Annotated in this window: 12 protein-coding genes; 7 read left to right on the top strand and 5 right to left on the bottom strand. The window is 65.8% G+C overall.

Annotated features, from left to right (window positions below; genetic code table 11):
- The first annotated feature begins 77 nt into the window (after positions 1 to 77).
- Positions 78 to 464, top strand: a complete 387-nt coding sequence (locus H0S73_RS17210; RefSeq protein ID WP_181053290.1) for an ACT domain-containing protein — start codon at positions 78 to 80, stop codon at positions 462 to 464.
- Here H0S73_RS17210 and H0S73_RS17215 read toward each other — a convergent pair whose 3' ends face one another.
- Together H0S73_RS17215 and H0S73_RS17220 are read right to left on the bottom strand one after the other, a co-directional pair.
- Positions 465 to 932, bottom strand: coding sequence for a DUF1203 domain-containing protein (locus H0S73_RS17215; RefSeq protein ID WP_181053291.1), 468 nt, complete (start codon positions 930 to 932; stop codon positions 465 to 467).
- A gap of 71 nt (positions 933 to 1,003) precedes the next feature.
- A complete protein-coding gene (locus H0S73_RS17220; protein ID WP_181053292.1) occupies positions 1,004 to 1,732 on the bottom strand; it encodes a cytochrome c biogenesis CcdA family protein in 729 nt (242 codons plus the stop codon).
- Between the two features lie 97 nt (positions 1,733 to 1,829).
- On the opposite strand from H0S73_RS17220, the gene H0S73_RS17225 reads away from it, so the two are divergent.
- Positions 1,830 to 2,831, top strand: coding sequence for a P1 family peptidase (locus H0S73_RS17225; protein WP_181053293.1), 1,002 nt, complete (start codon positions 1,830 to 1,832; stop codon positions 2,829 to 2,831).
- On the opposite strand, the gene H0S73_RS17230 is transcribed toward H0S73_RS17225, so the two are convergent.
- Positions 2,828 to 4,069 carry an NAD(P)/FAD-dependent oxidoreductase gene (locus H0S73_RS17230; protein WP_181053294.1) on the bottom strand — a complete coding sequence of 414 codons (1,242 nt, stop codon included), beginning with the start codon at positions 4,067 to 4,069 and terminating at the stop codon, positions 2,828 to 2,830. The genes H0S73_RS17225 and H0S73_RS17230 overlap by 4 nt on opposite strands.
- Before the next feature lie 216 nt (positions 4,070 to 4,285).
- On the opposite strand from H0S73_RS17230, the gene rpe reads away from it, so the two are divergent.
- From rpe to H0S73_RS17255, 5 genes are all read left to right on the top strand, one after another.
- Entirely contained in the window at positions 4,286 to 4,957 is a 672-nt protein-coding gene (rpe, locus tag H0S73_RS17235) for a ribulose-phosphate 3-epimerase (protein WP_181053295.1), read from the top strand.
- Between the two features lie 58 nt (positions 4,958 to 5,015).
- Positions 5,016 to 6,329 (top strand): adenylosuccinate lyase, encoded by a 1,314-nt coding sequence (purB, locus tag H0S73_RS17240; RefSeq protein ID WP_181053296.1) that lies wholly within the window; start codon positions 5,016 to 5,018, stop codon positions 6,327 to 6,329.
- A 72-nt stretch (positions 6,330 to 6,401) separates the two neighbouring features.
- On the top strand, positions 6,402 to 7,655 hold the full coding sequence (locus H0S73_RS17245) for a cyclopropane fatty acid synthase (protein ID WP_181053297.1): 1,254 nt from the start codon (positions 6,402 to 6,404) through the stop codon (positions 7,653 to 7,655).
- A 31-nt stretch (positions 7,656 to 7,686) separates the two neighbouring features.
- Entirely contained in the window at positions 7,687 to 8,238 is a 552-nt protein-coding gene (locus H0S73_RS17250) for an RBBP9/YdeN family alpha/beta hydrolase (RefSeq protein WP_181053298.1), read from the top strand.
- 114 nt (positions 8,239 to 8,352) lie between these two features.
- On the top strand, positions 8,353 to 8,937 hold the full coding sequence (locus tag H0S73_RS17255; protein ID WP_181053299.1) for a Spy/CpxP family protein refolding chaperone: 585 nt from the start codon (positions 8,353 to 8,355) through the stop codon (positions 8,935 to 8,937).
- Between the two features lie 114 nt (positions 8,938 to 9,051).
- Here H0S73_RS17255 and rpsD read toward each other — a convergent pair whose 3' ends face one another.
- Together rpsD and H0S73_RS17265 are read right to left on the bottom strand one after the other, a co-directional pair.
- The gene (gene rpsD, locus H0S73_RS17260) at positions 9,052 to 9,669 is read right to left on the bottom strand and encodes a 30S ribosomal protein S4 (RefSeq protein WP_009494134.1); all 618 of its coding nucleotides are present in this window, start codon (positions 9,667 to 9,669) and stop codon (positions 9,052 to 9,054) included.
- A 208-nt stretch (positions 9,670 to 9,877) separates the two neighbouring features.
- Positions 9,878 to 13,036, bottom strand: a complete 3,159-nt coding sequence (locus H0S73_RS17265; RefSeq protein WP_181053300.1) for a multidrug efflux RND transporter permease subunit — start codon at positions 13,034 to 13,036, stop codon at positions 9,878 to 9,880.

A 13,036-nucleotide genomic window follows, 5' to 3' on the forward strand; every position in this document is an offset into this window, starting at 1 on the left:
CCAATCGAGATCACCGGCACGAGGCCGGTGATGACGAGCGAAGTGATCCTATTGGCCACCCGCAGAAATTGGTGATCATGCCCACTCTCAGCCTGTCCCTGCTCAGTGGCCCCTACGCCATCTGCCGTTTCCCAGTCGGGACACCGGTGGCGGCTCCTGCGCCCGGTTCGTTCTCGCTGCTCGTCCAGGCGGCCGAGGAAACCACGCTCGTCTGCCTGCTCGACCAAGCTCCGCCGGGAGCCGAGATCGATTCCGGTTGGCGCTGCTTCCGGATCGAGCAGAGCTTCGATTTCAGCGTCCCGGGAATCCTGGCCTCCGTACTCGCGCCGCTGGCAGGCGCCGGAATCGGCATTTTCGCCACCTCCACCTTCAGCACCGATTACGTGCTGGTGAAGGCAGGCGACGCGGACAAGGCGGCGGCGGCCCTGAGAACCGCCGGGCACATGGTGCGGACCGCGGATTGATCAGGCCCGTTCGATCCGGGCCGCGAAGCAGCCGCGCCGGGCGAAATGGGCATCGATATGCGCGACCCGGGGATCGGCGAAGAACCGCCCGATCACCTGGAGAACGTCATCGCCCTCGGCCACTTCCGCGTCGACGATGAAAGCATCCGCATCATAGGCCCGCAGGGACAGGAGCCGGTCCCGCATCATCGGCGGCAATTCGCCCCGATACAGCCCCGTCCTGGCGGTTCGGCTGACGAAGATCGGCCCCGCCGCGCGATAGGGCGATGTCGCCATCGTCTGGTGGGCATGGTTGAGCAGCAGAAGCTCCTCCCCGACCGCGACCCGGGTCAGGGACACACGGCACGGATACGCATCGGCTTCGACGGCATGAACCCTCTGGGCGCCGATGGCCCTGAGGTCGGCCTCATTCAACTCGAAAAGCGGCGCGAAAGGCTCGGCGTCGAGGCCGCGGATTTGGAAGGACATGGGTGATCTCCGTGTGAGATCACCTCATTGCCAAACAGGATGTCTCTGGACGACCCGATTCCTGTGGGGGCCTACCCCAAAGTCCCCAGCGCCGGGAATGTCTCCAGGAGCCAGAACGACATGTTGCTGATCCAGCCGGTGAGGAAGGCGATGCCTGTGAGGACGAGGAGGACGCCCATGATCTTCTCGATCATGGCGAAACGCGAGCGCATGCGCTTCAGGAGCGCCACGAACGGCTTCATGGCGAAGGCGGCGAGCAGGAACGGGATGCCGAGGCCGGCCGAATAGGCGGCGAGCAGGAGGGCACCGTAGGACACGCTGTCCTCCGAGCCGGCAACCGTCAGGATCGCGGCCAGGACCGGGCCGATACAGGGCGTCCAGCCGAAGGCGAAGGCAAGGCCCATCACGTAGGCGCCCCAGAGCCCCACCGGCCTCGCCACCTGGAACCGGGCCTCGCGGTAGAACAGGCCGATGCGGAAGATCCCGAGGAAATGCAGGCCCATCACGATGATGGCGATGCCCGCCACCGTGCTCAGGACATCGAGATATTGGCGGATCGCCTGCCCCAGGGCCGAAGCGGTGGCGCCGAGCAGCACGAAGACGGTCGAGAAGCCAGCCACGAACAGCAGAGCCGCCAGCATCGCCCGCTGCCGGACGGCGCGGTCGTCGCCCGCGCTCAGCCGGTCGAAGGTGGTGCCGGCGAGAAACGACAGGTACGGCGGCACCAGCGGCAGGACGCAGGGACTCAAAAAGCTGATGAGGCCGCCGAGCGCCGCGGCCGGATAGGAAACACTGAGCATGGAAGCCTTCTATCCTGTCGCGGCGACTTGAGAAAGGCGGTGAAAGGCCGGTTCTCCAGCTTGTGAAGACCGCTGTTTTTCGGTTTGCTTCACCCCCATGACACAGCGCCGCAACCTCATCACCGACGTCCCTGGCCTTCGCATCGGCAACTCCCAAGATTCCGCCCTCGGCTCCGGCGTGACCGTCGCGCTCTTCGATGAGCCGACCGTCGCCTCGGCCTTCGTCATGGGCGGGGCACCGGCCACCCGAGAGACCGATCTGCTCGACCCGGACAAGATGGCGCCCGGCATCCACGGGGTCGTGCTTTCCGGCGGCTCCGCCTTCGGCCTCGATGCGGCCAGCGGAGTCCAGGCCTATCTGCGGGAACAGGGGATCGGCTTTGCCGTCCGGGATGCGCTCGTCCCGCTGGTCCCACAGGCGTGCATCTTCGATCTCATCAACGGCGGCGACAAGGATTGGGGCCGTTACCCGCCCTATCGGGAGCTCGGCTACGAGGCGGCCCGCCAGGCCGGCCCGGACTTCGCGCTCGGCACGGCCGGTGGCGGATACGGCGCCACGACGGCGAATTTCAAGGGAGGCCTCGGCTCGGCCAGTGCCATCACCTCCGCCGGACACATGATCGGGGCGCTCGTGGTGGTGAACAGCATCGCCTCGGCGGTCATCGGCAATGGCCCCCATTTCTGGGCCGGCGCCCTGGAAGAAGGCGAGGAATTCGGCGGATACGGGCATCCCGAGCGCGTCGATGCGGAGAAACGCAGGCTCATCTGGAAGGGCGGCCCGCAGCCGGCCACGACCATTGCGCTCGTCGCGACCGATGCGGCCCTCACGAAGGCTCAGACGAAGCGCCTCGCCATTGCGTCCCACGCGGGTCTCGCCCGGGCCCTGCGCTTCTCTCACGCCCTTTTCGACGGCGACACCATCTTCGCCGCCGCCACGGGCCGAAGGCCGCTCACGGAGGAGGCGGCGGAGTTCACGGAACTCACGGCTCTTGCCGCCGACGCGCTGACCCGCGCCATCGCGCGCGGCGTCTATGAGGCAACGGCCTTGCCCTATCCGGGCGCGCAGCCGGCGTGGAAGGATCGGTTCCCGCGAGCCTAGAACCGGTCCGCCCGGTACGGCTTGGGATCGACCACGGGCGTCTCGCCGGTGATCATCTCGGCCAGGAGCCGCCCCGTCACCGGGCCGAGGGTCAGGCCGTGATGGGCGTGGCCGAAGCCGAACCAGAGATTTTTGTGCTTGGGCGCCGGGCCGATGATCGGCATCATGTCCGGGGTGCACGGGCGCATGCCCATCCAGGGCTCGGGATCGACCCGCTCGCCCAGGGGGAAGAAGTCACGGGCGATGGGCTCGGCCCGCTGAAGCTGGACCGGCGTCTTCGGCGCATCGCGATTGGCGAACTCGGCCCCCGTCGTCAGGCGGATGCCCTTCGTCATCGGGGCGAGGAAATAGCCCCGGTCGAAATCGAGCGTCGGCCGGTTGAGCACCGCATTGCCCACGGGCTTGTAATGCATATGGTAGCCGCGCTTGACCGCGAGCGGCAGGTTGTAGCCGAGCTTCGTCGTCACCACGTCGGCCCAGGCGCCCAGGGCGATGACGACCTCTCCGGCCTCGACCGGTCCCTTCTCCGTCTGGACGCGCCAGCCGGTCGGCGTCTGTTCCAACGACCGGGCATCACCCGCCGCGAGCTCGCCGCCGAGGCGTTCGAACAGCCCGACATAACCCATGGTCAGCATGTGCGGATCGGACACGGAAGCCGGATCGGTCCAATGAATGCCGCCCTTCGTCTCGACCTTGAGATGCGGCTCGCGCTCAGCGACGGCCCGAGTGTCGAGCGCATCGAAATTGACGCCGAAATCGCGCTTGACGTCTTCCGCATCCTTGAACTGCTCGTCGCGGCTCTTCTCGTCGCGGAATACCTTCATCCAGCCGGTCGGGCGGATCAGGTGCGTGGAGCCGGATTCCTCCGCAAGGGCCATATGTTCGGTGACGCTGCGCTCGATGAGCGGCGCGTACATCCGGGCGATCGCCTTGTGCTGGGCGGGACGGGAATGCATCCAGTACTGCCACAGGAACGGCGCGAGCTTCGGGATCGCCGCCCAATGGTAGTGGGCGTCGATGGTGTTGTTCAGGGCATAGCGCAGCAGGGCGCCGAAATCGTGCGGGAAGCCGTAAGGATAGACGCCTTCGCGTTGAATCAGGCCGGCATTGCCGAAGGAGGTCTCCTCGCCGGGCTTGCGCTTGTCCACAAGGAGAACCGACCGCCCACGCTTCTGCAGGTGCACGGCAATCGACACGCCGACGATGCCGGCCCCAAGAACAACCACATCCTTACGCATGAAGACCCTGCCCCATTAAAGCCGCTTCGGTCGAGAAGCGAACCCGTATCCTTGTGACGTGGCCATCTTTACTCCCGTTGACGGAACGCCGTCCATGACTTTCCTGTCGCAAACGGACCTCTCCCCAGCCAAGTGGTCTTCAATTGGTTCTGGGACCATGCGCCGGTGGCTCAATGTCCCGTTGCGGCGGGGAAAGGCTCGTGCTACCGGCGCGGCATGACACGCCCGCTCCTCATCGCCCCCTCCATCCTCGCCTCCGACTTCTCGAAGCTCGGAGAGGAAATCCGCGCCATCGACTCCGCCGGCGCGGACTGGATCCATATCGACGTGATGGACGGGCATTTCGTGCCGAACATCACCATCGGGCCCGATGTGGTGAAGGCCCTGCGCCCTCACACGTCCAAGCCCTTCGACGTCCACCTGATGATTGCTCCGGTCGATCCCTACCTCGAGGCCTTCGCCAAGGCGGGCGCCGACATCATCAGCATTCACGCGGAAGCCGGGCCGCATCTGCACCGCTCGCTCCAGACCATCCGCAAGCTCGGCAAGAAGGCCGGCATCGTCCTCAATCCCGGCACCCATGAAGGCTCCATCGAGCCCGTGATCGACGAGGTCGACCTGATCCTCCTGATGACCGTCAATCCTGGCTTCGGCGGGCAGGCCTTCATCCCGTCGGTTTGCCACAAGCTGCGCCGGATCAAGGAGATGGTCGGCGACCGCGACATCGATATCGAGATCGACGGCGGCGTGACGCCCGAGACCGCGCCGCTCGTGGCCGAGGCCGGGGCCAATGTGCTCGTCGCCGGCTCCGCCACCTTCAAGGGCGGCCCGTCGGCTTACGGGGCCAACATGGCGGCCATTCGCGAAGCGGCCGCAAAGGCGCGTTGAGATCAAAGGGCTATCGTGCTACCGCGCGGGCACATCACCCGCGTGGAAGTGGAAAGCCATGATCCCCCGTTACAGCCGTCCCGAGATGGTGGCCATCTGGTCGCCGGAAACCAAGTTCCGCATCTGGTTCGAGATCGAGGCCCACGCCACGACGGCGCTCGCCAATCTCGGCGTCGTGCCGAAGGAAGCCGCGGAGACTGTCTGGGAGAAGGGCTCCAAGGCCACCTTCGATGTGGAGCGGATCGACGCCATCGAGCGCGAGGTCAAGCACGACGTCATCGCGTTCCTGACCCATCTGGCCGAGATCGTCGGTCCCGAGGCCCGCTTCGTCCATCAGGGCATGACCTCCTCGGACGTGCTGGACACGACCTTCAACGTGCAGCTCGCCCGCGCGTCCGACCTTCTGCTGCGCGACCTCGACGAGCTGCTCGCGGCCATCAAGCGCCGTGCCTTCGAGCATAAGATGACGCCGACCATCGGCCGCTCGCACGGCATCCATGCCGAGCCCACCACCTTCGGCCTCAAGCTGGCCCAGGCCTATGCGGAGTTCGAGCGCTGCAAGGTGCGCCTGATCGAGGCGCGGCGGGAGATTTCCACCTGCGCCATCTCGGGCGCGGTCGGCACCTTCGCCAATATCGACCCGAGCGTCGAGGAATACGTGGCCGAGCAGATGGGCCTCCAGGTGGAGCCCGTCTCGACCCAGGTCATCCCCCGCGACCGGCACGCCATGTATTTCGCCACGCTCGGCGTCATCGCGTCCTCCATCGAGCGCCTGGCCACGGAAGTGCGCCACCTGCAGCGGAGCGAGGTCCTGGAGGCGGAAGAGTTCTTCTCGGCCGGCCAGAAGGGCTCCTCCGCGATGCCGCACAAGCGCAATCCGGTGCTCACCGAGAACCTGACAGGCCTTGCCCGCATGGTCCGCGCCTATGCCATGCCGGCCATGGAGAACGTGGCGCTCTGGCACGAGCGTGACATCTCCCACTCGTCCGTCGAGCGCATGATCGGCCCCGACGCCACCGTGACCCTGGACTTCGCCCTCGCCCGCCTGACCAACGTCATCGACAAGCTCGTGGTCTACCCGGAGAACATGCAGAAGAACCTGGACCGTCTCGGCGGCCTCGTCCATTCGCAGCGGGTTCTCCTGGCGCTCACCCAGAAGGGCGCATCCCGTGAGGACGCCTATCGGCTCGTCCAGCGCAACGCCATGCCGGTCTGGCGCGGTGAAGGCGACTTCCTGACCCTCCTGAAGAACGATGCCGATGTGACGAAGTACCTGTCGGCTGACGAGATCGCGGCCTGCTTCGACCTCGGCTACCACTTCAAGCATGTGGATACGATCTTCGCGCGGGTCTTCGGCGCAGGAGGCGCATAGCTCGGGGGGTGGAAATTTTTCCAGAGTGAGCAACAATCCCCTGTCAGGAGACCAACGGCGGGGATTGTTGCCATGCTGTCGGAGAAGCTTCTCGATCTTGCGTTCACGCGCGCCGTGAAACACGGCACCCTGGAAATGACGACGGCCAGGGGCAGGCGGTTCACCTTCGGCGACGGGGCCGAGCCGCAGGTCTCGATCCGGTTCACGGACGCCGCGGCCCAGATGGCCCTCTGCCTACACCCGGAGCTGAAGCTCGGCGAATTGTTCGTCGACGGCCGCCTCATCATCGAGAAGGGCAATATCCTCGACCTGCTCCAGCTCCTCCTCCAGGACACCCATGGGGAGCTGGACGAACTTCCTCTCCATCGCCTGCGCAAGATCCGCGCCTGGATGATGCGCCGGGCCGAGAACGATGCGATCCGCTCGAAGCGCAACGTCGCCCACCACTACGACCTGGACGGCAGGCTCTACTCCCTCTTCCTCGACAGCGACCGCCAGTATTCCTGCGCCTATTTCGACCACCCCGACGCGAGCCTCGAAGAGGCGCAGATGGCCAAGAAGCGGCACATCGCGGCCAAGCTGCTGGTCGATCCGGGCCATAGCGTGCTCGATATCGGCTCCGGTTGGGGCGGCATGGGGCTCTATCTGGCCCAAGTAGCGGGAGCCGCGACGGTCAAGGGCATCACCCTCTCCGAGGAGCAGCTGGAGGCTTCGCGCAAGCGCTCCGCCACGGCCTGCCTTCAGGACCGGGTGCGGTTCGAGCTTCAGGACTACCGCGACACGAGGGGCTCCTTCGACCGGATCGTCTCGGTCGGCATGTTCGAGCATGTGGGCGTGGCCTCCTACGATGCATATTTCCAAGCCTGCCGGAGCCTCCTGAAGCCGGACGGCGTCATGCTGCTCCACACCATCGGACGAACGGGCACGCCCTACCCGACCAATCCCTGGATCACGAAATACATCTTCCCCGGCGGGCACCTGCCCGTCCTGTCGGAGATGATGCCCGCCATCGAGCGCGCGGGGCTTGTGGTGGCCGATATCGAGGTCCTTAGGCTGCACTACGCCTATACGTTGAAAGCCTGGCGCGAGCGCTTCATGGCCCATCGCGACGAGGTGTTGCGGCTCTATGACGAACGCTTCTGCCGGATGTGGGAATGCTACCTCGCCATGTCCGAATCCGCCTTCCGCTGGCAGGACGCCGTGGTTTTCCAGCTCCAGCTCGCCCGCCGCAACGACGTGGTCCCCCTCACCCGCAACTACATCGCCGAACGGGAGGCCGTGCTCAAGGAGGCCGAGCAGAACAGGGAGTTGAAGCGGAGCGCTTGAACCTGCCTCCGCGGGTCTTTATCTCCGGCTCATGAAAACCTCCGATTGCGAAATCCTCATCGTTCCCGGCCACACCAATTCCGGCGACGACCACTGGCAGAGCCGATGGGAGCGCCAGCTCTCGACCGCGTGGCGCGTCGAGCAGGAGAACTGGGACGCTCCCAACAAGGACGCCTGGGTCGAGCGCATCGTGCGCGACGTGGAGCGCGCCGAGAGGCCGGTCGTGCTCGTCGGGCACAGCCGGGGCGTGTTGGCCATCGCCCATGCGGCGCCCCGGCCCGCGGGCGGCAAGGCGAAGGGCGCCTTCCTAGTCAGCCTGCCGGACGTGGGGCGGCCCGACTTCATCCCGGCCATCGACCGGGCCTTCGCGCCGATCCCGCGCGAGCCGTTCCCCTTCCCGTCGGTCCTCGTCGCCAGCCGGACCGACCCGCATTGCGACTACGCCAAGGCGGAAGACATCGCTTATGCCTGGGGCTCGGCCATCGTCGACGCGGGTGATGCCGGCCATCTGAACACGGAAAGCGGCCACGGCCCCTGGCCGGAAGGCCTGATGCGCTTCGCCGGGTTCCTGAAGCGGCTCTGAAGCCCGTTCGTTTCCTCCAAACCTTGTCCACATGACGAAAAGTTCATGCGGCGGTCCCCTGGGTGAGAGCAGGATCGGAGCAATCTTGTCCTATCGCCACAACGGAGGATATTCATGAAGACCCTTGCAACCGTCGCTCTGGCCGCCCTGCTGGCAGGCTCCGGGACTTACGCGTTCGCACAGCAGCAGACGCCGGCCCCGAATGCGCCGGCGGCCTCCCAGGACCAGGGCCAGCAGAACCGTCGTCCCCGCATGAGCCAGGACGATTACAACCGGCTCGTGGATGCCCGCGTCGCCTCGATCAAGGCCGGCCTGAAACTGTCCGCCGATCAGGAGCGCCTGTGGGGTCCGGTGGAAACCGCGATCCGGACCTCGGCCTCCGAGCGCTATACCCGCATGCAGCAGTTTCGTGAGAACCGCGACCAGCGCCGGTCCATGGACATGATGCAGCGCCTCGAGCAGCGCAGCACGATGCTGAACGAAAGCGCCCAGCGCTCCGCCGCGCTGACCAAGGCCCTTCGCCCGCTCTGGGACAGCTTCAGCGAGGACCAGAAGCGGATCGCCCCGCGTCTCATGCGCGAAGCCATCAACGGGGGCTGGGGCGAGCGTCGCGGACGGGGCGATCGCGACGGGCATCACGGCCGACGCGCCGGGATGATGATGGACCATGGCCCACGCGGCCCGGCCCAGCAGCAGTAATGCATCGAACGCAAAGGCGAGAACCGGTTCTGCGTGAGGGATGCAAAAACCCAAACAATAAAAAAGGCCGCCCTCGGGCGGCCTTCTTCATTTTCGAAACCGGCTCTTCGCGGATTAGCGCGAATAGAACTCGATCACGAGGTTCGGTTCCATCTGGACCGGGTACGGCACTTCCGACAGGGTCGGGATGCGCGTCACGCGGGCCGTCATCTTGGAATGATCGACCTCGATGTAGTCCGGAACGTCGCGCTCGGCGAGCTGGGACGCCACGACGACGACCTCGAGCTGCTTCGACTTGTCCTTCACCTCGATCACATCGCCGGCCTTCACCTGATAGCTCGGGATGTTCACGCGGCGGCCGTTGACCTTCACGTGACCGTGGTTCACGAACTGACGGGCGGCGAACGGGGTGGCGACGAACTTCGCGCGGTACACAACCGCGTCGAGACGACGCTCGAGCAGGCCGACCAGGTTCTCACCCGAGTCGCCCTTCAGGCGGATCGCCTCCGCGTAGTAGCGGCGGAACTGCTTCTCGGTGATGTTCGCGTAATAGCCCTTGAGCTTCTGCTTGGCGCGCAGCTGCGTGCCGAAGTCAGACATCTTGCCCTTGCGGCGCTGGCCGTGCTGGCCGGGGCCGTATTCGCGGCGGTTCACAGGGCTCTTCGGGCGGCCCCAGATATTCTGACCCATGCGGCGGTCAAGCTTGTGCTTGGCCTGAATGCGCTTCGACATCGCTGTTCCTCTTGTTGTCGAATCTGCGAGGAACGCGCCCTCCTCTTCCCTTCATGCCCGAGGAGGTCCAAAGGACCGTCTCGAGGGACGGGACGACAGGCCGGCCGGAACCGGGCCACGGGAGCGTAAAAAGTTACGCGGCCCCGTTAAGGACCGCGTGAACGGAATTGCCTTAGTCGAGACGGGCCGACCTGTCAAGGAACTCGCCTCATTCGGCTGCCTGGGCACGCGGCTCAGGCCGCCCCTCGACCTCGGGATGGCGGCCGGACCACCAGGAGCGGACCGCCAGGGACAGGCTGTCGAGATAGAGATAGACCACCGGCGTCGTGAACAGCGTCAGGGCTTGGCTGACCAAAAGGCCGCCCACGATGGCGTAGCCGAGGGGCTGGCGGATCTCCGAGCCCGTGCCGTGTCCTAGCATGAGCGGCACGCCGCCGAGAAGCGCCGCCATGGTGGTCATCATGATCGGGCGGAACCGCAGGATCGCCGCCTTCCGGATCGCATCGCGGGGGCTAAGCCCCTCGTCCCGCTCGGCGCTGATCGCGAAATCGACCATCATGATGCCGTTCTTCTTCACGATGCCGATCAGCAGGATCACCCCGATGAAGGCGATCAGGCTGAAATCGAACCCGAACAGCATGAGCGTCACAATGGCACCGAGACCCGCCGAGGGCAGCGTCGACAGGATCGTGATGGGGTGGATGTAGCTCTCGTAGAGAATGCCGAGGATCAGATAGACGACCACGAGAGCCGCCAGGATGAGGAGCGGCACCGTCGCGAGCGAGGCCTGGAAGGCCTGCGCATTCCCTTGGAACGTCCCGGCGAGCGACCCAGGCGGATTGAGCGAGGCCACGGCCCGCTGGATGGCCTGGGTCGCTTCTCCCAGGGCGGTGCCCTGCGCGAGGTTGAAGCTGATCGTGATCGCCGGGAACTGCCCCTGGTGGTTGATCGCGAGCGGCGCGATCTTGCGCGTCGTCCAGCTCGCGAAGGTCGAAAGCGGGACCTGCTGTCCGGACATCGGAGACTTCAGGTAGATCTTGCTGAGCGTTTCCGTGTCGCCCTGCAGCTCCGGCAGGACCTCCATGACCACGTTGTAACTGTTGAGCTGGGTGAAGTACTGGGTGACCTGTCGTTGCCCGAAGGCGTCGTAGAGCGTGTCGTCGATCTGCTGCGGCGTGAAGCCGAAGCGCGAGGCCTGGTCCCGGTTGATCGTCAGGGTCAGGGTCGTGCCGCTCACCTGCTGGTCGGTCGCAACGTCGCGCAGTTCGGGCAGCGAACGGAGCTTTTCCAGGATCCTCGGAGCCCAATCGTTCAGCTCGTCCAGGTTCGCGTCCTGGAGGGTGTACTGGTACTGGGTGCGCGCCTGGCGCCCGCCCACATTGATGTCCTGCGAGGCCTGAAGGAAGAGGCGGATGCCCTCCACCTTGTCGATTTGCGGCCGCAGGCGGGCGATGATCTCGGTGGCGGATGCGCTGCGCTCCGACCGGGGCTTGAGACTGATATAGAACCGGCCCGTATTGAGGGTCGAAGCGCCGTTGCCCGCCCCGATCGACATGGCGAAGGTCGCGACGTCGGGGTCGTTCGCCACGATTTCGCCGAGCGCCTGCTGGCGCTCGTACATGTCCTTGAACGAGATGTCCTGTGCGGCTTCGGACGTGCCGACGAGAAAGCCCGTATCCTGCTGTGGGAAGAAGCCCTTCGGGATCGCCATGAACAGCGCGACCGTCGCGGCGAGCGTCGCGAAGAACACGAGGAGCGTGAGGAAGCGGTGGCGCAGGACCGCGTCGAGGCCCCGCTCGTAGCCGCGCTCCATGGCGGTGAACGACGCCTCGAGCCGGCGGTAGAGCCGGCCGTGCCTCTCCTCGGGCCCATGCGGCTTGAGGAGACGGGATGCCATCATGGGCGTCAGCGTCAGCGACACGATGGCCGAGACCGCGATCGTCATGGTCATGACGATGGAGAACTCGCGGAAGAGCCGACCGATGATGCCGCCCATCAGCAGGAGCGGGATGAAGACGGCGACCAGGGACACGCTGATGGACAGGATGGTGAAGCCGATCTCCCCGGCCCCCTTGTAGGCCGCGTTCATGGGCGTCTCGCCGCTCTCGACGTGACGGACGATGTTTTCGAGCATGACGATGGCGTCGTCCACGACGAAGCCTACGGAGATCGTCAGCGCCATGAGGGACAGGTTGTCGAGACTGTAGCCCGCGAGATACATCAAGCCGCAGGTGCCGAGCAGGGCCAGGGGAACCGTGACGCTCGGAATGACCGTCGCCCAGAGCCGCCGCAGGAAGACGAAGATGACGAACACCACGAGGGCGATGGTGATGAGCAGCGTGAACTGCACATCGGCCACGGAGGCCCGGATGGTCTGGGTCCGGTCGCTCAGGACCCCGATCCGGATGGCGGGCGGCATCGCGGCTTCGAGCCGGGGCAGCTGGGCCTTCACCCGGTCTACGGTCTCGATCACGTTGGCGCCGGGCTGCTTGAAGACGATGAGGAAGACCCCGCGCTTGCCGTTTGCCCAGGCGGCCAGCTTGGTGTTCTCGGGGCCGGCCACTGCCCGGCCGATGTCCCGAACCCGGATGGGAGCCCCCTCCGCATAGGCCACGACGACGTCGTTCCACTCCTCCGCCTGGACCAGTTGGTCGTTGGCATAGATGGTGAAGCTGCGGGTCTCGCCGTCGATGGAGCCCTTGGGCGCATCGACCGTGGAGATGGCGAGCTTGGCACGCACGTCCTCCAGGGACAGGTTCTTGTTCACGAGCTTCGTGGGGTCAACCTGCACCCTGATCGCCGGCTTCTGCTGCCCGCCGATCACCACCTGGGCCACGCCCGAGATCTGGCTCACCTGCTGAGCGAGCTTGGTATCGGCATTGTCGCTGACCTCCGTGAGCGGCAGGGCATCGGAGGTCACGGAGACGATGAGGATCGGCGTGTCGGCCGGGTTGACCTTCCTGTAGGTCGGCGGACTCGGCAGGTTCTTCGGCAACTGCCCGCTGGCGGCGTTGATGGCCGATTGCACGTCCTGGGCAGCCGCGTCGATGTTCCGGTCGAGATCGAACTGAATCGTGATCGAGGTCGAGCCGAGGGCGCTCGCCGACGACATCTGCGTCACGCCCGGAATCTGCCCGAACTGCCGTTCGAGGGGCTGGGCCACGGACGAGGCCATGGTCTGCGGGCTCGCGCCCGGCAGCGTTGCGGAAACCTGGATCGTGGGGAAGTCGATCTGGGGCAGCGGCGCAACCGGCAGGAACGGATAGGCCGCGAGCCCTGCGAACAGGATCCCGATCATCAGCAGCGTGGTCGCCACCGGATAGCGGATGAACGGTGTCGAGACGCCGCCTGGAAACCCCACGCTCAT

The organism is Microvirga mediterraneensis, assembly GCF_013520865.1.
GTDB lineage: Bacteria > Pseudomonadota > Alphaproteobacteria > Rhizobiales > Beijerinckiaceae > Microvirga > Microvirga mediterraneensis.